The following is a 20,552-nucleotide window of genomic DNA, read 5'->3' as shown; positions in this document are numbered from 1 at the left end:
AGTTAAGCTCTTTTTAGAACTCCAAATATAAACTAATTATTTTTGCTTTTTCTACAGGAAAATCTTTAATTTTTGCCAAATCCTCAATATTATTAAAATTTCCATTCATACTTCTGTAGGTTACAATCTGTTTTGCCACCGCATATTTGAAATATGAAAATTGAGACAATTCTTTTAAAGAAGCATCATTCACATTTATTTTCTTTACTGTAGAAGGAATCACCACTTTAAAATGGCTGTTTAATTCATTTATAACTTCTGGTGATAGCCCCCAAATATCCTTCATTTGCTCCATTGACACAAAGTAGCCTAAAATCTCTTTTTGTTTTAATATTCGGGACGACAATCCTTCTCCAATTCCATACAACTTCATTAAATCTTCTTGAGTCGCCTGATTTATATCCAAAACCTCAATCTTTTCTTTTTTCAAAAAGTCCTTCTTAACAAAGTCTGCTTTTTGAGACTTAAAATTAGTTTTCTGCTGGGTCCAGTTTGGAAATTTAAACAATGGCGCCATCTTATTTAACAACGAATCGGAAATTCCCGTAATTTTCTGAAATTCTTCTGGAGAATTCACATATTTATTTTCCTTACGAAATCGCATCAAACGATCAATTTCTTCAACAGACATACCTAGTTTATATCCTTTATAATCAGAAATAAAATTGGGATTGAACAGATAATTACCCGTTTTCGTATTTTGTTTATCCAATTTTAATTCATCCACTTCAGATTGAAAAGCACTCCATTGCTCATTTTTGTAATCCACGTTTTCAGAAGCATCAAAGTCTATCATTAAATAAAATACCTGCAAACCGATTATGATAATGAAAAACAAAAAAATACTTGTTCTCTGGTATTTTGTAAAATGTAAATATTTGATAAAGTTCATCATGAAAAAAGTTTAAAATAAAAAAGAAGGAAAAAACTCTCAAATTTATCAAAGAAAATTAGTAAGAAAAGTAGTTTTCAAAAAATTATTGAATCTTTTATAAAAGAGCAATTAATTTAATGAATGTCAATACTTAAAGAAACTTTCCTGCGAGTACTGTAAAAAAATTAAAGTTTTTATAACTTAAAACATGATAAATGTTTTTATTTTTTACAAAAAACAATACATTTGGCACTTAATAACAAATAAACCAATAAAATAGTATGTCAATTTGGAGAGTTAAACCAATATCTGCCTTTGAGGCTGATATGAAAAAAAGTGATTTAAAGAGAGTCCTTACCAGATGGGGATTGACCTCATTAGGAATTGGAGCAATCATAGGTGGAGGAATTTTCACTTTAACAGGGATCGCAGCTCACGATTATGCAGGTCCAGCTTTGGCTCTATCATTTGTTATCGCAGGTATAGGCTGTTTGTTTGCTTCTCTTTGTTATGCTGAATTTGCTTCAGTATTACCAGTAGAAGGATCTGCTTATGCGTATGCTTACGGTACAATTGGTGAGATTTTTGCCTGGTTCATTGGCTGGAATTTAATTCTGGAATATATGATGGGGGCCACTACAGTTGCAGTCGCCTGGAGCGGTTATTTTGTCAAACTGCTTCATTTGTTTGGAATCAATATTCCTATTTATCTCTGCAATGATCTTCATACTGCTACCGAAAAAATCATCGAACACAACAAAGCTTTTCCTGCTGATTTAATTGACATTCCAACATTTGCATTTAACTTACCTGCTTTTATAATTACATGGATTGTAACTGCAATTCTTGTAAAAGGAATTAAAGAAGCTGCAAGTACAAATAACATCATTGTAATTGTTAAAATTGCAGTTGTACTTTTTGTAATTATTTGCGGTGCTTTTTATATCAACACAGAAAACTGGCATCCATTTATTCCTACAGAAGTTCCTGCACTAGATTCGCTTGGAAATGCTACAGGAAAAATGAATTTTGGATTTGGTGGTGTACTAACTGCAGCAACTATAGTATTCTTTGCTTATATCGGTTTTGATGCTGTTTCTACTCAAGCTGGAGAAGCGATCAATCCTAAAAAAGATGTTCCTTTTGCTATTATTGCTTCATTGGTAATCTGTACGATTCTTTACATTCTTGTTTCGTTAGTGTTAACTGGAATGGTTCATTATGACCAATTGGATAAAGCGGCTCCTGTAGCTTCTGCCTTTAGCGAAAATGGTTTAACTTGGGCTGTATTTATCATTACAATTGCCGCAACTGCTGGTTTAACATCAGTAATGCTTGTAATGATGTTAGGGCAAACTCGTATTTTCTTAGGAATGTCTAGAGACGGATTACTTCCTCCATTTTTTAGCAAACTACACACAACATTTAAAACTCCATACAAAAGTACATTCTTGGTAGGAACAATTATTTCTATTGTTGCAGCGCTTACTCCTATTGAAAAAGTAAGTGAAATGTGTAGTATGGGAACATTATTAGCATTTGGAATGGTTTGCGTTGCCGTAATGATATTGAGATACAAAAAACCAGAATTGGAAAGACACTATAAGACTCCTGCTGTTTATTTAGTTGGAACTTTAGGTGTATCCTTCAATTTATTCCTAATGACTCAGGTAAGACACGATACTTGGATTGCTTTCTTATGTTGGGGAACTTTAGGTATTATCGTTTATTTTGCTTACAGTAAGAATAGAGCGAAACTTAACAATCTTGAAAACGAAACAACGGAAGAAATCTAAAAGATCTTCTTTAAAAATAAAAAACCTGTTCAGCATTTGAACAGGTTTTTTTTATTTCTTTTTTATAAATCGAATACTGATGTTCTTTTTGAACGAATTAAATCTTTTAGTCTTATCCAGAAAGCAAGCGTCAAATAAACTCCAAATCCCAGTCCTGCTGTAACAAAAGAGATATAGATAAAAAACAGCCTTACGCTTGTTACACGCATCCCGAGTTTATCTGCCAGTCTTGATGAAACATGAAAACCGTATTTTTCGAAAAAGAATTTTAATCTTAAAATTGCTGACATCTTTAATTTAGATTTTAGATTACACAAAAGTACAAATTATCTAATTATTTTTAAGCAACTCCAACCCTAAAGCACATTTTAAGCAAGCTCTTTGACTACAATACTCCTTCTTTAACTCAAGTAAAGTCTGACTCTCAAATGCATTTTTTGAGTTAATTCCAAACGAATTAAACTTGTCAATAGTCGCATTTTTTTCTGATGCAACTTCTTTCATAAAATCAATTAAATCCTCTTCAACAGATTCCCCCATGATACTTGCATAAGCGAACTGGAGCGGAATTATCGTATTAATGATCACCAAATCTATAAATGATTTTGACAATGTTTTTGATTTCTTAGAACTCTCTTTATCAAACTGATAATGATTAGACCAATATAAACTCGCAGAAACATTTAGAACGTCATAAACATTTTTAACCGATTTTAAATCAATTATTTTAGAGAATAAATTTTGATATTTATGATACAAACCAGCCAACTGAGAAAGTCTAATTGTTGGAAAATTATCAGGTCTGAGTTTGAAAAACTGAACCGGATCAACATAGTTTTTCTCCAATTGATATTTGTGCAGCAAATAGAAATACCTAAACTTTAGATCTTTAAAATAAATATCTTCTTTTTCGACATCCAATAAGCCAGCGGTTCCAAAAAACAATGCCTCTAAGTTTTCATATTCAAAACTTTCTTTTCTGATGATAGAGAACGGAATTGCTTTTGCAATCTGCAAAAAAGAATTCCCATTTGTATTTAATCCAAAATTCTTTGCTAGCAGATAAAATAAAACCGCTTCCCAATCTTGATTGGTTTCTTCTACAATTTCAAAAATAAATTTCGATTTACGCTCCAATCTTTCAAAAAACAATCTTTCCTGCCAATTATTGAAAACAAAAGTGTCAATTTCTTTTATTTGTTTTTCGCAGGAAATCCATGTTTTTGGAGATACCAATGCATTATAGCTTTCTATTATTTCTTTTGACACATAATCTTTAAGAACCAAAACAGGAATTTCGGTATTGTTTTTTCTATAGATTGGCGCATCATTCTCCCATACTACATGGAGAATGACATTTTCATAAGCAGGATCTTTTTCATGATTGTGCAAATACCAATCAGAAGATTTTAAATGAATTTCGATATTGCCAGCCCATTTTTGATCTTCGATTTTAATATGAGCATTAAAAAAATCGGGACCGGAAAGCTCCAAATAATCACCCGTTTTTATTATGGTAATTAACTCATTCTGTGCAGTTTTTAAATTCAAGGCATTAAACTTCCTGAATTTCCAGAGATAATGAAGAAAATCTTCTTTCATTTTAGACTTTATTTATACCATCTAAAATAATAAAAAATTACAATTATTCTTACAAAAATAAATTATTTATCGAAGCATATAAAGTTTTGCGCAGGCTCGAGCATCTGATAATGCCTCATGATGATTTAGCTGAATATTCATTTCCTTACAGCAATCACTTAATTTTGTGGGTTTGAAACCTTTTGCTTTATAAATTTTGACTGTACACTCCCATTTTGCTGCAATATTTAAATCTTCATAATTTAAGCCATGCAGCAACATTGTCTTCATTAAGACATTTCTATCAAAACTTTCGTTATGAGCTACGACAACGCGATTTTTTAATCTCTTTTCAATTTCTGGATATATTTGAAAGAAAGATTTTGCATTGACAGTATCTTTTGGATAAATTCCGTGAACACGAATCGTAAACGGATTATATTCATTATTTGGTGGTTTAATCAAAGAAACAAATTCGTCAACGATTACTCCGTTTTCGACGGTAACAATTCCGACTGAGCACGGATGATGTCCTGTCGCTGTTTCAAAATCAATAGCTGTAAAATTCATTTTATATTTTTAAAAAGACAAATCCACAAATCTAATCCTGAAGACGACTAGATTTATGGATTCGTTTATTTGGGAAAGGCTTATTTTATTGAACCAATAATGTCATATTTTGTAATAATATGATGATGTCCATTTTCTAAATCTACTAAAACCGCATCATTTTCTTTTGAGAATAATTTAGAAACTTCCTCGATTGGAGTTCCTAATCTGACAATTGGAAAAGGTTTTCCCATTACCTCTTTAATTGGTTTTTCGGCAACATTTTTGTCTTCAACATAGCTTCTAAACAAATCTGTTTCGTCAACAGAGCCAACAAATCCATTTATATCAACAACTGGAATTTGCGAAATTTTGTATTTACGCATGCGTTCAATTGCGTGCGAAACCAATTCTTCTGTACGAACCACAATTAATTCTTTGTCAATATGGTCTTTGATTACATCTTCTGCTTTAGTTACGTTTTCTTCTAAGAAACCACGTTCACGCATCCAGTCATCATTAAACATTTTACCAACATAACGACTTCCAGAATCATGAAAAAGCACCACAACAACATCTTCAGGTTTAAAATGTTCTTTTAGCTGCAAAAGACCTTTTATACAAGCTCCAGCAGAGTTTCCAACAAAAATAGCCTCTTCAAGTGCAATTTTTCTAGTATAAACTGCTGCGTCTTTATCTGTCACTTTTGTAAAACCGTCGATCAGAGAAAAATCAACATTTTTAGGCAAGATATCTTCTCCTATTCCTTCTGTAATATAGGAGTAGATTTCATTTTCATCAAAAATTCCTGTTTCATGGTATTTTTTGAAAACAGAACCATACGTGTCGATTCCCCAGATTTTAATATTTGGATTTTTCTCTTTTAGATATTTTCCAACTCCGGAGATTGTTCCTCCTGTTCCAACACCTACAACAAAATGTGTAATTTTACCTTCTGTTTGTTTCCAGATTTCTGGTCCCGTCTGCTCATAATGCGCCAAAGAATTTGACATATTATCATATTGATTAACGTACCAAGAATTTGGTGTTTCTTCTGCAAGACGTTTTGAAACCGAATAATAAGAACGAGGATCTGAAGGTTCAACATCTGTTGGGCAAACAACAACTTTTGCTCCAACTGCACGAAGAATATCCATCTTTTCTTTAGATTGTTTATCTGAGATAACACAAATTAACTTGTATCCTTTTACTATAGCTACAAGAGCCAATCCCATACCTGTATTTCCCGAAGTTCCTTCAATGATAGTTCCTCCAGGTTTCAATCGGCCATCAGCCTCAGCATCTTCAATCATTTTTACGGCCATTCTGTCTTTTACAGAATTACCAGGATTAAAGGTTTCGACTTTTGCCAATACTAACGCATCAATTTCAGCAACAATTTTGTTGAGCTTTACCAATGGTGTGTTACCAATTGTTTCTAAAATATTATTTGAAAAGTCCATTTTTATTTAAGTTTAATATGTGGTTCGAATAAAATCCTTCTTTTATTGGAAGAAGTTCCAAACTAAACCAAAACGCAATACAAAATCACGGTAAGGCATATTAGGAGTTGAATAGTAATTGCTTTGAGAAAAAAGCGCATTTAGATGCTCTGCTTTTAAATAAAAACGAGTCTGACGAATCCTTGCATTCACAAACAAATCGAATGTTCCAAATCCACCAATCTTTTTGTCTTGCTGTACAAAAAACTCTGCAATAACAGGATTGTAATCATCTCCATAATATTTGGTTAGATAATTAAAGACAATACCCGTTTGCATGAATAAAGCTTTTTTAAAGAAGTGACCTGAGTAGTAAAAAGTATTTCTTGTTACAAAATCAGGCACATTTAAAATCAAATCACTTTGATCTACTTTTTGATATAAAAGTGTATTATCTAACGCAAAAGGTCCAAATTTAAATTCTTTACTCGCTTTTATTTCCAAATAATTAATTGTGTTTCCATATTGATAAGGTGCGATAATTTGAACATTTGCAACTGGCGCTACTGCAGTATCGTTAGCAAAATATAAATGATCTTTCAATACTGTATATTGAACTTGTCCTGTCAACCAAGGCGTTTGAATTTCGGCGCTAAGCGAATTTATTTTTTCGTTTTTAAAATCATTAGACCAATTGTATTCTAACCAACTACTTTGATACAAATTATAGGTATTGTTCGGCAATTTATTGATGTTACGATATCTAAAATCAAACTTAATTTTATCATTCAGATCATATCTTAATTTGGCATCTAAATTAGAAAGCGACTGATTGGTGATTGATCTTGAGTATAAAAATCTACCGTTCCATTTGTTTTTTTGATATTCGTATTCTCCTCCAACATTATTAAATTGCATGTACAAATTGGCAGGAATAGCATTACCAGAAGCATCAACGATAACTCTATCGTATTTGTAATTTGATCTGTAATCGTCTATAAAAAAGTTAAACTTTCCTAATAGCGAATTTTCGTAAGCAGCTCCTACTTTATTATAAAGTCTTTGATATCTTGTCTGATCATTGATTCCGCTCGCTACGTAAGAATCTCCAAAACGATTCACTGTTGTAGTTACATTGTTCTCATCGGTAATAGAAGAAGCTACAGTTGCCTGTTTGTATTGATAATTTTTGTACTCGTAATTAAACTGATGTGTTATGTACAAATTATTACTGCCATCGGTTGGATTAACTCTAAATGCATGATCAAAAAACAATCTTTTTCCCTTCAAAAGAGATTCAGCATCGGTTAAATAAACTTGTAATCTTTGGCGATTTTTAAAATCTGGGTCATTACTTTCAAAATTGGAAACATTTGTAATACCTCCATTTTCTTCGTTCATAACATCCTGATTTGCAAAATGCGCGTTAAGAGCATAACGCCTGGTTGTGGTTGCATAACTGGTTGTAAATCTAAAATTTCCGGCGCTTACCAATTGATTGATATAATCACCCTCTGATCTTAAACCTCTGTAAGCAATCGAAAGGTTAAGATTTTTAGATGTATTTAAAGTAATAAACGAATCTACGTTTTGTCCTTTATTAATTGTTGTATTAAAAAACAACTCTGTAAAAGGTGTTGCTGCAGAATAATATCTAATTTGATCTGCTTGCATGTAAACGGAATGTTTTCCTGTAAATCCAATTTCTGGATAAGGAGAAAAACTTGTTAAGCTATATTGAACGGTACTTATTGGTTGGCCAATATTGGGTAGTTCTAAAAGTCCGAAAAGATCTTTTCTAAGATGGTTCTGTCTGTAAGCACTTTTAATAGTCAATGAAGTATCAGCATAAATAGTGTCATGTTCTAACGTAACAATCTTATACTGATCTATTGTTGCTATTTTTTGTTTTTTCTTTTTTACGGTATCAGTAATACTAGAATATTCCGTATTCATATCTAAATCCTTCTTAGGAGCGGCAGTTTTTTTTTCTTGAGAAAACAATAAAGTTGGTACAACTAATAGATATAGAAAAATGAATATTCTCATTTGATGGCTTTGTATAAATTTATTTTGACAAAATTTGTTGAGCAAAGGTAAAAGATAAAAACGTATAAACGAAAAAACATAATATATAATATAAAATGACAAAATTTTCGATCTTTTGAAACGAAAACCCCGCACACTAAAGTGTACGGGGCTTTCAAAAAATCAAAATAATTATTATTTCGTGTAAGAAAAAATTAAGTTTTAAGACTTTTAATCTCCTTAATTTAAATTACCATTTATAGATCGTTTTGCTGAATTAATGGATTTGCATTGATTTCTGCTCTAGGAATCAACCACTGCCATCTTTTGTCTGTTGCAGGAACATTGATAACACCAGCTGTAATTGCTGTATCATGATTTGCACCAGATCTGTCAAGGGCAGAATTTGTTCTCTTTAAGTCATAAAATCTAAAGCCTTCACCCCATAATTCAATTCTTCTCTGAAACAAAATTTCATCAACTAAAGCCTGACCTACATTTGTAGATAAAACGTATGAAGGGTTTCTACTTTTTACTAATGTAAACAATACAGTATTAGCATCTGCTTGTCCTAATCTAGCTTTTGCCTCTGCCTCAATAAGGTACATTTCAGCAACACGCATGTAAGGAATATCACATCTACTGTCACCAGTACTTAAAGATAAAAATTTCTGACTTGTATAAGCAAATTTAGCATATGTAGATGGCAAGTTTAACGCAGTATGCCTACCTGTTTTATCAAATAGTGTAGAACGCACATCTGTAGCTGGAATCAAATTATAAAGTTTACTGTTGATTGCTTTTGGACAAGAACGAATAACTGTTGAGTTATAGTTTCTAGACATATAAGCCCCAAAGTTTCCAAAGTAATCAGTTTGAACTTCATTAATGTGGCTTCCCCACATCCACTCTACATTGTTAAAATCGTTAAATCCTTTTACATATTCGGTAGTACTCATCAAAGTGATACCTGTTTTCGCTTTAGCTGCATAGTCTGCTGCAATAGCCCAATTTCCTTGAGTTAAAGCAACTCTAGCTTTTAAACCTTGAGCAACTTTTAAATTTAAATGTGAATTATTAGGTTTTGTATAACCAACCAATAAAACGTTAGCCTCATCTAAATCCTTATTGATTTGAGCATATACTTCTTCAACTGTGTTACGAGCATGATTTTCATTACCAACTGTTAAAATAATTGGCACACCAAGTTGAGAATTTGTAGTTCCGTTTACATATCTCTTACCAAATAATTGCACCAATTGATAGTGAGAGAAAGCTCTATATAATAACGCCTGACCTTTTACAATTTTCTTATCTGCATCTGAACCTACAGCAGCATCAGTCGCATTAATAATCGTGTTTGCATTTCTAATTATTCTATAATACGTTCTGTAAGGAAATCTAATGTCCTGTGCATTCTCGTTTGCTTGACCATTCCAGTTATAAATCTGTAAAAACCAACCGTTAGTTACTGGATAAACAATATCATCTCCTGCAATATCAACCTGTTGCATCAAACTCCCAAGTCCATTCTCATTTTGATTAGATTCATATCTAACATACAAAGATCTATGAATACCATTTAAAAGAGTCATTAAATTATCTGTCGTTTTAGTAGCGCCATCATAATCGATATACTCTGTTGGTGTTTTATCCAGAAAATCGTCCGAGCAAGAGGATAGCAATACTAATGATAATGCTATAAATATCTGTTTTATATAATTTGATTTCATATTGTATTTTTTTAAAAGTTTAAGTTCAAACCTAAAGTAATAACTCTTGAAGGAGTATATCTGTTTTGAGTTGTTCCATTAAAAGTTTGACTTGGATCCATTCCTTGACGTTTAGTGAATAACATTAAATTTTCACCATTTGCATATAAAGTAGCATTATCTACTCCTAATTTTGAAATTAAACTAGCAGGCATTTTATAAGATAAATTAACTTGTCTTAGAGAAACATGATCTGAACCAATTAACCATCTGTCAGAAGCTGCAGTTGATTGTGTATTTCTGTTAATATCCATTCTTGGTACATCTGTAATATCTCCAGGTTTTTGCCATCTGTTTAAAGCATCAACACTCAAAGCAGATCCGTAATTGTTACCTGTGTGCATCAAAGCAGCATAGTTACTATCATACATCAAACCACCAATTTGGTAAGAAAATAAAACTTCTAATCTTAAACCTTTGTACTCTACATTAGTTCCAAAACTTCCGTATAAATCAGGGATTGCAGAACCTGCATAGTGATATAACGCTTTATTTTGGTCTGTTGTTACATTTACTCCGTTAACAACTCTTTGAGTAGCATCTCCTGCAACAATTAAAGCTGGATCTGAAACATACAAAGCATATCCATCAGCTGAATCTACACCGTACCAGTCTCTCAACCAGTAGTCGTACATAGATTGTCCAACCATTAATTTTTTAGTTCCATTGATAATTTCTTTTTGAGGTAAACTTGTAATCTCATTTTCAATTGTTGAAGCGTTAACATTTAATCCCCAAGCAAAATCGTTTGTTTTTACAACAAGACCGTCTACTGAAACCTCAATACCTCTGTTTATCATAGATCCAATATTCTCGATTCTGTTATCAAGACCTGATGACAATGGATTTGGTACTGTAAAAATTAAACCATCTGTTTTTCTGTTATAATACTCAACACTACCTCTAAGTCTGTTTTTAAATAATCCAAACTCAACAGCAATATCTCTTTGCGTATTTTTTTCCCACTGTAAATCTGCAGCACCAGAAGCATTTGTTACAACTCCACCTTCGCTACCATTATCATATCCTAAACTAAATGTTGGCAAACTAGCATAATAGCTTAATCCATCAAAACTAGTATGAGAATCATTACCTACTTGTCCTGTAGAAGCTCTTAATTTAAGTTCATTTAACCAACCTACATTCTGTAAGAAATTTTCTCTTGTAAGAACCCATGCAGCTCCTAATGACCAAAAGTTACCCCAACGGTTATCTTTTGCAAATTTTGAAGATCCATCTCTTCTAAAAGAACCAGAAAGAATATATTTGTCACTATAGTCATATCCTACTCTTGAGAAATAAGATTCTGTTCCATAATTTCTAGTGTAAGACGTTAAATCTGTAGTAGTTGCGTAGTTAATAAATTCTGGATTATCAGGAGAAACTTGACCTGTTTTTGTACCTGTAAGCCAATTTCTTTCATAATCAAAACTCTCATGACCAAGTAAAACAGAAATGTTATGATTTCCAATTTTCTTGTCATAATTCAATAATTGGTTATAAGTAACTCCTGTAATAATTCTATCTTCTTTAGAGATTAATCCAGTTGGCGCTCCATCTCCAATTTCAGTATTATAAGTATACGTTCTATTGTTGTATGATTTATCCAAAGACGCATTAAATGTAAATTTAAAATCTTTCAAGAATTTAACTTCAGCATAAGCACGTGCAGATAAAGCAGTTCCTTTAGTATTATCTGTATTATTTAAAGTTTCATAAACGATATTTCTACCATTAGAAGCTCCTGTTCCTCTCACTGTTGAATACACTTTATTACCTAAAGCATCATAAACATAATCTCCATTTGCAGTATGGTCATATACTGGATAAATTGGTCCCATGTATCTGATTGTTCTAAATGGATTGTTAAAAGAACTTGTATTATCAACACCATCAACAGCTAAATTAGAATCTGTTGTAGCACCTGTTAAATTAACACCTGTTTTAAACCATTCTTTTAATGATGTATTAAGGTTTAATCTTGCTGAAATTCTTTCGTAATCTGATTTACGAACATATCCTTCTTCATTTACATAACCAATAGATGCAAAATAATTTGATCTTTCGCTTTTTCCTTGGTAAGAAAAATCAACATTCTGACGAACACCCGCTCTTTCTAACGGAGCAGCCCAATCTAAATCTTGCGGGTATAATAATTTCGCATCTGGGTTTATTTTTCCATCTGTACCAACTATTTTATCGTTTGGAACATTAAATGGATTTGTTACCAAAACCACAGGAACTCTAGTAGAAGCAAATGCATTTGCTGCATCGATTTGAGCCTGAGTAGCCATTGGTCGGCTATTTCTAATTGCTTCCCACTCTAAAGGATAATAATCAAAAGCATTCACTCTCTCATACTCTTTAATAAGTCTTGAACTCATACCCTGACTAACATTTAAAGAGAATTTATCTTGAGTTGATTTACCCGTTTTTGTAGTAATGATTACAACACCATTAGCTGCTTTTGAACCGTATAGAGAAGTCGAAGAAGCATCTTTAAGTACTGTTAAACTTTCAATATCGGCAGAATTCAAGTTGCTGATATCTCCTGCATAAGGAACACCATCTACAACATATAATGGCGTATTTGATCCGTTGATAGAGCTAAAACCACGAATTCTGATAGCTGGCGCTGCACCAGGCTGTCCAGATGCACTCTGAATTTGAACACCAGAAGAAGCTCCTTCAATTACAGACAAAACGTTTGTTGCAGCTCTGTTTGCAAAGTCTTCACCTTTAATTGAAACTGCAGAACCTGTATAAGAACTTTTCTTTGCTTTACCATAAGCTACAACAACAACTTCCTCCAAAGCTTTTCCTGTATCTTTCATTTTAACACTAACTGTAGATGACGGTCCTACAACAGCAGACATATCCTCCATACCAACATAAGAAAAAAGAAGTACGTCACCAGTTTTAGCTTTAATAGAGAAACTCCCGTCAAAATCTGTTTGCGCACTAACTTTTGTTCCTTTCACAACAACATTAACTCCTGGAATAACTCCGGTGTCTCCTGAAACAACACCTGTAACAGTCCTCTCCTGAGCATAAGAGAACTGAATAGATAACGCTATCAATAGCGAATAGATCCAAAGTAATTTTAATTTCATTTTTATAAATTTTGAATTAGTAGGCGACAAACATCTTAATTATTTCTTAAAATTACAAGGCGATTTTAACACTTGCTTTGTATTTCTTTAATACTACATTAACATTAGGTCGTAAAAAACCAACACACAGATGGTTTTGACGCTTTTTTGTAACAAAATACTTAATTTTAATCATAAAAATATGTTAACAATTTTAACAAATAATTAACAAATTAAAGAGGTAAAAGACTACATATTGACGACATTTTTAAATTAAAATGTAGCAATTATCTTAGTAAAAAAAATCGAAAAAACCGTAGTTACTCTTTGCTGCATTTTTTTCTATCGTTCTCTCTTTCAAAAAACTAAATTTCTATTTTTAAATTACTTTTGGATAACTTTCAAAAAAAACGCAATATTTGCGTTAATAAAAAAAAGAAACATGTTGCAACTTAATTACTCCGGATTTAGTTTAGAAACTGGAACAGACGAAGCCGGTCGTGGATGTCTGGCTGGACCTGTTACTGCAGCTGCAATTATACTTCCGGAAAATTTTGAAAATCAGATCTTAAATGATAGTAAACAATTGTCTGAGAGAACAAGAGCACTTTTAAGACCAATTATCGAAAAAGAAGCTTTATGTTTTGCTGTTACGCATTTATTTCCTGATGAAATTGATGAAATAAATATTCTAAATGCTTCTATGAAAGGAATGCAGGAATGTATTTTAAAACTCAAACATGTTCCCGAATATATTATAGTAGATGGAAATCGCGCTTTAAACGCAAAACTTGGACTTAAAAACTCTTTTGGAAAACAATTTACGTCTGATGAAATTGCATTGTTAAAATCAATTCCGAATCAGAGCATTATAAAAGGTGACGCAAAATACCTGAGCATTGCTGCAGCTTCGGTTTTAGCAAAAACTTATCGTGATGAATACATGGATCAAATTCACGAAGAATTTCCAATGTACAATTGGAAACAGAACAAAGGCTACCCAACTAAAGAACATCGCGAAGCGATAAAAGAGTTCGGAACAACAAAATACCATCGAATGAGTTTCAGGCTTTTACCCGAACAATTGGAACTTAACTTTTTCGAATAAAAAAACGACCTAAAATTAGGTCGTTTTTCATTTTAACTTTTCAGTAATTACTAGTAAATAATCACTACTCATTCTATCTTTTGCTTTTCAAAAACTCGGCAAATTGTTTTGTATCGTAATAGAAAGGTCTTACCGCTGTAATTTTTCCGTTTTTCAAATCGAAATGCTCCGAAATTGGCATCGACATTGATTTTCCAGATTTTTTAGATTTACAGTTTATGGTAAAATAAATAACAACTTCATTTTTAGAAGCATCACTAAAATAAGTTGGTTCTTTTTCTATTTGCAAATCAAAGAATTCAGTTGATTTTGTAAACATTTTTTTCCATTCTTCAAAACCAATAAAAGTTCCTCCATAAGGTAATCCCGACGCTTGGTTATAAACTGCTCCATCAGCAATTAAAGCGCCCATTGTATCAAAATCTCTTGTTTTAAAAAGACATTCATAATATTTTGCTACAACTTTCAAATTATCGGCTTCTAAATTTTTCAAAAGATCCTCTTCAGACAAAACTGCATCTTTATCCCAAAAACTAATAATTTTACTTACCTGTCCTTTTCCATTTAATCGGGCAAACTCCCGACCTCCCATAATCAGTTTATTTTTAGCATCGACAATTTTCCATTCCCAGGTCACATAGTTATCTTTTACGATCTTGGATCCTGATGAAAAAATGGCATCTGGAAATTTTTTATAAAACTCATTGATTACATTATTAAATGCCGCTGTCCCTTTTATAGAAGCAGAAGGATCTTCGAAAGTACTGTCTTCCAACCAAATCGATTTAATCATTTTCAATCTGGTATCACTATTTTTTTCCTGCCACACTTTTTCATAAGCTGCAATTGGATATAATTTATCTTTCTTTTGAGCAAAAAGACCATTAAGAATAAAAAGGAAACATAATAAGTAGATTTTTCTCATAAGGAATTGGGTTAGATTTAATTGAATAATAAATAGCGATGTTTTCAAATTTAGCATAAATAGTTTACACAATTACATGGGTTCTATAATTTGCTATACTTTCAAAATCTTAACTCTTACGAATTAGTTTTTCTATTTTTTGAATCCATTTTCATTAAAAAATAGCTTTCTGTTTAAATTTTTGAATCCTTTCTTGCAAATGTAAAGCAAGGCTATTAGTTTGAAAGGGGCTTATTTTTTAAGCTTTAAATAAAAAAAACGTTTCCTGAAAATGGAAACGGTTTGTATTTTAGAAGATTATTTAAACAAATTCTGCTTCGAACAATTGTTTTAAATGTTTTATAATTTTTGCTTTGACTTCTTCTTCGTCTACTTTTTCTACACCAAGCTCAACATTTAAAGAAGTAACGCCTTTTCCGCGAATTCCACACGGAATAATATTATCAAAATAACCTAAATCGACATTTACGTTTAAAGCAAATCCGTGCATGGTTACCCAGCGTGAAGCTCTTACGCCCATTGCACAAATTTTTCGTGCAAACGGAGTTCCAACGCCAAGCCAAACTCCCGTTTCTCCTTCACTTCTGCCCGATTCCAAGCCGTACTCAGCCAAAGTCAAAATGATTGATTCCTCGAGAAAACGCAAATATTTGTGAATATCGGTAAAGAAATTTTCTAAATCCAAAATCGGATAACCTACAATTTGTCCTGGTCCGTGATACGTAATATCACCGCCGCGATTGATTTTGTAAAAAGTCGCTCCTTTGGCCTCTAGTTGTTTTTCATTTAATAATAAATTTTCCAAATCGCCGCTTTTACCTAAAGTGTAGACATGCGGATGCTCTACAAACAATAAATAATTGGGTGTTGGCTGATCTAGTTCTTCTCTTCTGTTCTTGATTTTTAAATCGACTATGTCTTTGAAGATTTCTTCCTGATATTCCCAAGTCGATTTATAATCTCTTTTGCCCAGATCCTGAAGTTGGATTTTTTTGTTCATTTTAATTATTTTTCAAACTCAACATCAAAGTTAAGTTTGTCGGGATTCTCCATATAATCCGTAAAAGTGTATTGAATGGTAATTGATTTTCGATCGTCACTAAACAATGCATTTGGATTAGAAACTTTCTTAATCTTTTTTGGAAAGTGATATTTTACAACATAACTAGAAGAAGCAAAAACCATTTTAGACATATCTGCAGCAGAATCTTTTGGTTTTGCTGCCAGCTTTTGCTGGTCGATGGTCGCTTTTCTTGTAAATTTCTTTCCGTCGTAAGTATAACTTAATTTACTATTGTTGTCTCCAAACCCACTTCCAAGCGGACTAGCATTTGCTCCGCCTTCTAACTTTTGAAATGTACTTAAAGTTTGAAGAATATCTTGTAGTTCGTTTACATTTTTAAAATCAGTTCCTAAAGTCATTAAAAACTGTTTTTTTGCTGAACTCATTTTGGTTGTAACTACAAAGTTTTCCAATTTTTTCAGTTCTTTTTGAGTTTCTGGAGACAACTTAGCGATACTGTCTTTTTTCTGTTCAAATAATTGTTTGAAGGTAAAAGTCGAGTCTATATCTTTTTTTGCATCGTCTCCCATTTGCCCTGCAATTTGATCACCTGCCATTTCCATTAAAGAAGAGCCATCCATGTCTACAGAAAATTTTCCGCTTCCGTTGTCATTGATGTAAATATTTTCAGTGAAGGTACAACTCGTTAACGTTGCAACTAAAAAACAAAAACCAAGTAATTTGTATAATCTCATTGTCGTACATTTTTTTATCAAAGATACGAACTTTTTTATTTTTTAAGGTTCTGAGATACTAAGCCTCGAAGTTGCTAAACTTCTTAGCTCAATCTAAAATTACTTCCAAATTTGTGCTTTCTGGATCTTTTAAACAATCTGCAAGTTGAAATTCTATAGTCAAAGATTTTTGGTCTGAAGTAATAATTGCTTTTGAATTTGAAACCGATTTTATTTTTTTGGGAAAATAGTATTTTAAAACATACGATTGTGTCAATTTTGAAGCACCATATTTAGCTTTGAATCTTTCTGAATCGCCTTTTGCTTTTTCAAATTCAACTTCATTTATAATGACAACAGAACGCTTAAAAACTTTTCCGTCAAAAGTATATTCTATTCTGAAATAATGATTTTCGGCAGTCAAAGCATAATTATGCTGAATATCTGACGCATAATTCTCCGTTTTGTATAAATCTGGAATATCAGAAACTTTAGTAAAATGAAGTGAAAATTCATTTTTATATTCTTTTTCGAATGAACTTTTTTTAAGATGCACTTTTACATTCGAATACTTTTGAAATAATTGTTGTTCTTCCGGTTTATATTTCGAGAAGTTTTCACGGTATTTGTCTATATACTCTTTGAAAACGTAAGTCGTATCTTCAAAAACATTCTCTTTAGAATATTCTTCTCCAGCCAGTTGCATGTAACTATTTTCTTCGCGAAGCTGTACGACCTCAACTTTTCCGCTTCCGTCTGCATTGATTGTAATTGTTTCTGTAATTTGACAACTTGATAATAAAATGAAAAATAGAAAGGCTGATAAATATTTCATGTTTTAAAAAGATTCTAGAAGGCTAATATAGTAAGTTTTTTCACTCAATGCGTTCCAACTAAAACTTCTTTTGAAAACAAAAACTTCTAATCTAGCCCCGATAGAAATGGAAATCCTTTTGTGCCGGGGTTCGGCATAAAAGATTGAAATGGATAGCGGGACAAAACGTTCCTGAAAAAACGAAAATTTCTGCTGCAAAAAACCTTAACACTTTGAGTTGAAACTTGAAACAAAAATTTTATCTTTGCACACTTAAAAAAATAGCACAAAATGGCATTATCAGAACAAGAAATCATTAGAAGAGAAAAACTTCAGAACTTACGCAACTTAGGAATCAATCCTTATCCGGCTAATCTTTTTCCTGTAAATCATACATCTAAGCAGATAAAGGAAACGTTTGAAGAGGGTAAGAAGGTGATCGTTGCGGGACGTTTAATGAGTGTTCGTGATCAAGGTAAAGCTTGTTTTGCTGAGTTACAAGACAGCGAAGGACGTATTCAATTGTACGTTAATCGTGATGTTTTATGCGAAGGTGACGATAAAACTTTCTACAATCAGGTTTTCAAAAAATTAACCGATTTAGGTGATTTTATTGGTATTGAAGGTGAATTATTTACAACTCAAGTGGGTGCAAAATGTATTCGTGTGAGTGGTTTTACTTTCTTGAGTAAAACATTACGTCCGTTACCATTGCCAAAAGTTGACGAAGAAGGAAATGTACACGATGCTTTCAACGATGCTGAATTGCGTTACAGAATGCGTTATGTAGATTTAACTGTAAATCCGCAGGTTAAAGAAACTTTTATCAAACGTACTAAGTTATTTACGGCAATGCGTGGTTATTTTAACGACGCAGGATATTTAGAAGTTGATACTCCGGTTTTACAATCAATTCCTGGTGGTGCTTCGGCAAGACCATTTATTACGCACCATAATTCACTTGATATTCCGCTTTACATGCGTATTGCAAACGAGTTATACTTAAAAAGATTAATTGTTGGTGGATTTGAAGGTGTTTATGAGTTCTCTAGAAACTTCCGTAACGAAGGTATGGACAGAACGCATAATCCTGAGTTTACTGCAATGGAAATATATGTAGCTTACAAAGACTACAACTGGATGATGGAATTTGCAGAAGGCTTATTGGAGCATTGCGCAATTGCTGTTAACGGAACTAGCGAAGTTACTTTTGGTGAGCATAAAATCAACTTTAAAGCGCCTTACGCTCGTGTTACGATGACTGATTCTATCAAACATTTTACTGGTTTTGATATTTCTGGTAAAACAGAACAAGAATTGTTTGAAGCAGCTCGCGGAATGGGAATCGAAGTTGATGAAACAATGGGTAAAGGAAAATTGATCGATGAGATTTTTGGAGCTAAATGTGAAGGAAATTATATTCAGCCAACTTTCATTACTGATTATCCAAAAGAAATGTCGCCGCTTTGTAAAGAGCACCGCGATAATCCAGATTTGACGGAGCGTTTTGAATTAATGGTTTGCGGAAAAGAAATCGCAAATGCTTATTCTGAATTGAATGACCCAATTGACCAAAGAGAGCGTTTTGAAGATCAAATGCGTTTGGCTGCAAAAGGTGATGACGAAGCAAACGGAATTATCGACGAGGATTTCTTAAGAGCCCTTGAATACGGTATGCCACCAACTTCTGGAATGGGAATTGGAATGGATCGTTTGATTATGTATTTAACAAACAACGCTTCGATTCAAGAGGTTTTATTGTTCCCACAAATGCGTCCTGAGAAAAAACAAGCTCAGATCGAATTGACTGAAGAAGAAAAAGTGATCATTACTTTACTAAAAGGAAACGAAAACAAAATGGATTTATCTCAACTTAAAGTTTCTGCTAACTTAAGCGGAAAAAAATGGGATGCTTCTATGAAAAACTTATCTAAACACGGTTTGACAAAAGTTGTCGTTGAAGGCGAGTTTAAGTTTGTGGAATTGGTGGGATAAATTTCAATTTGATTTAATAATATTTTCCAAACCCGACAGGTTTTTAAAAACCTGTCGGGTTTTTTATTTATATTTTATACAGCCAATATAACATCAACCGTCAACTGGACTAAAGTCCAGCCCTACAATATAAATGAGCTAAAGCTCTTTTTCTGTTCCGAAGGAACAAATCATATTGTAGGACCGGACTTCAGTCCGGTTTAATTTAGAATTGCATTTATATTATAAATTTAAAACGAATACTTCTCCAATGTCTTTCCTTGAATATCCAAAACAGAAGTACTTTCCTTAGGAACTTCTCCTTTCCATTTTTCTTGTACAGAAGGATTTGATGGATATTTTCCGTTTTTCATTTTTATGAGATGGAATGTTCCTGCGCTTTTCATTAAAAGATTATAGAATTTCTCTGAAGATTCTGTTGTAACCAAAATTGGAAAATCGGTTACCGTAAATTTGTTTATCAAACTTCCATCATTGTTTAAAATATAGCATGAACAGCCTCCGCTTCCGCAAAAATACGAATTGGAGAAACCAACAAAATATTCATCTTTTTGATCGCTGTTTAAATCGAACGCTTCATAATAAAAATAACGATCCTCTTTTGTCATTGCAGGTAAATCTTTCTTCAATAAAATCTGTAGTTGTTTCTGGATTAATTCTACTACTTTGCTATCTTTTTCCGAAACTTCACTTAAATCTGCTGTTCCGCCGAGTGTTTTGGATAAAGTATCCTGAACAATCGTTTTGATGATATTTTTTTTCTCTTCTTTATTTTGACAAGAAGACAAGAACAGAATTCCGATTAGAATTAGAACTTTATTTTTCATAATCTGATTCTT

Annotated in this window: 16 protein-coding genes; 3 read left to right on the top strand and 13 right to left on the bottom strand. The window is 32.5% G+C overall.

The annotated features are described in order from the left end of the window. Positions 1-13: 13 nt before the first annotated feature. Positions 14-895, bottom strand: a complete 882-nt coding sequence (locus K6T82_RS20320) for a ComEA family DNA-binding protein (protein ID WP_338083355.1) — start codon at positions 893-895, stop codon at positions 14-16. 260 nt (positions 896-1,155) lie between these two features. Here K6T82_RS20320 and K6T82_RS20315 point away from each other — a divergent pair, with 260 nt between their 5' ends. Continuing rightward, entirely contained in the window at positions 1,156-2,670 is a 1,515-nt protein-coding gene (locus tag K6T82_RS20315; protein ID WP_223710044.1) for an amino acid permease, read from the top strand. A 62-nt stretch (positions 2,671-2,732) separates the two neighbouring features. On the opposite strand, the gene K6T82_RS20310 is transcribed toward K6T82_RS20315, so the two are convergent. The 7 genes from K6T82_RS20310 to K6T82_RS20280 form a co-directional block, all read right to left on the bottom strand. Beyond that, complete coding sequence (locus K6T82_RS20310) at positions 2,733-2,960, bottom strand: PspC domain-containing protein (RefSeq protein WP_223710042.1); 228 nt, start codon at positions 2,958-2,960, stop codon at positions 2,733-2,735. Positions 2,961-3,000: 40 nt separating this feature from the next. Continuing rightward, positions 3,001-4,272 (bottom strand): DUF2851 family protein, encoded by a 1,272-nt coding sequence (locus K6T82_RS20305; protein ID WP_223710039.1) that lies wholly within the window; start codon positions 4,270-4,272, stop codon positions 3,001-3,003. A gap of 66 nt (positions 4,273-4,338) precedes the next feature. Next, positions 4,339-4,821 (bottom strand): 3'-5' exonuclease, encoded by a 483-nt coding sequence (locus K6T82_RS20300; protein ID WP_223710037.1) that lies wholly within the window; start codon positions 4,819-4,821, stop codon positions 4,339-4,341. An 80-nt stretch (positions 4,822-4,901) separates the two neighbouring features. Next, positions 4,902-6,263, bottom strand: coding sequence for a pyridoxal-phosphate dependent enzyme (locus K6T82_RS20295; protein ID WP_223710035.1), 1,362 nt, complete (start codon positions 6,261-6,263; stop codon positions 4,902-4,904). Between the two features lie 42 nt (positions 6,264-6,305). After that, positions 6,306-8,291: a putative porin gene (locus K6T82_RS20290; protein ID WP_223710032.1), complete on the bottom strand. Its 1,986-nt coding sequence runs from the start codon at positions 8,289-8,291 to the stop codon at positions 6,306-6,308. A gap of 236 nt (positions 8,292-8,527) precedes the next feature. Further along, positions 8,528-10,003 carry a RagB/SusD family nutrient uptake outer membrane protein gene (locus K6T82_RS20285; protein WP_223710030.1) on the bottom strand — a complete coding sequence of 492 codons (1,476 nt, stop codon included), beginning with the start codon at positions 10,001-10,003 and terminating at the stop codon, positions 8,528-8,530. A gap of 11 nt (positions 10,004-10,014) precedes the next feature. Continuing rightward, the gene (locus K6T82_RS20280) at positions 10,015-13,155 is read right to left on the bottom strand and encodes a SusC/RagA family TonB-linked outer membrane protein (RefSeq protein WP_223710028.1); all 3,141 of its coding nucleotides are present in this window, start codon (positions 13,153-13,155) and stop codon (positions 10,015-10,017) included. A 421-nt stretch (positions 13,156-13,576) separates the two neighbouring features. On the opposite strand from K6T82_RS20280, the gene K6T82_RS20275 reads away from it, so the two are divergent. Further along, a complete protein-coding gene (locus K6T82_RS20275) occupies positions 13,577-14,242 on the top strand; it encodes a ribonuclease HII (RefSeq protein WP_223710026.1) in 666 nt (221 codons plus the stop codon). A gap of 73 nt (positions 14,243-14,315) precedes the next feature. Here the strand turns inward: K6T82_RS20275 and K6T82_RS20270 are convergent, their stop codons facing one another. The 4 genes from K6T82_RS20270 to K6T82_RS20255 form a co-directional block, all read right to left on the bottom strand. Beyond that, positions 14,316-15,167 (bottom strand): nuclear transport factor 2 family protein, encoded by an 852-nt coding sequence (locus tag K6T82_RS20270; protein WP_223710023.1) that lies wholly within the window; start codon positions 15,165-15,167, stop codon positions 14,316-14,318. Between the two features lie 301 nt (positions 15,168-15,468). Further along, positions 15,469-16,167 carry a lipoyl(octanoyl) transferase LipB gene (lipB, locus tag K6T82_RS20265; protein ID WP_223710020.1) on the bottom strand — a complete coding sequence of 233 codons (699 nt, stop codon included), beginning with the start codon at positions 16,165-16,167 and terminating at the stop codon, positions 15,469-15,471. Between the two features lie 5 nt (positions 16,168-16,172). Beyond that, entirely contained in the window at positions 16,173-16,925 is a 753-nt protein-coding gene (locus K6T82_RS20260; RefSeq protein ID WP_223710018.1) for a hypothetical protein, read from the bottom strand. Positions 16,926-17,013: 88 nt separating this feature from the next. Then, positions 17,014-17,739, bottom strand: coding sequence for a hypothetical protein (locus tag K6T82_RS20255; RefSeq protein WP_223710015.1), 726 nt, complete (start codon positions 17,737-17,739; stop codon positions 17,014-17,016). 270 nt (positions 17,740-18,009) lie between these two features. Between K6T82_RS20255 and lysS the strand changes: the two genes are divergently transcribed. Continuing rightward, positions 18,010-19,713, top strand: coding sequence for a lysine--tRNA ligase (gene lysS, locus K6T82_RS20250; protein WP_223710012.1), 1,704 nt, complete (start codon positions 18,010-18,012; stop codon positions 19,711-19,713). A gap of 230 nt (positions 19,714-19,943) precedes the next feature. On the opposite strand, the gene K6T82_RS20245 is transcribed toward lysS, so the two are convergent. Next, positions 19,944-20,540 carry a hypothetical protein gene (locus tag K6T82_RS20245; protein WP_223710010.1) on the bottom strand — a complete coding sequence of 199 codons (597 nt, stop codon included), beginning with the start codon at positions 20,538-20,540 and terminating at the stop codon, positions 19,944-19,946. Between the last annotated feature and the right edge of the window lie 12 nt (positions 20,541-20,552).

This window comes from Flavobacterium potami, from assembly GCF_020026915.1.
In the GTDB taxonomy this organism is placed as follows: domain Bacteria; phylum Bacteroidota; class Bacteroidia; order Flavobacteriales; family Flavobacteriaceae; genus Flavobacterium; species Flavobacterium potami.
The sequence above is the reverse complement of the archived record's forward strand: the minus strand, read 5'-3'. Positions and strand labels throughout refer to the sequence as shown.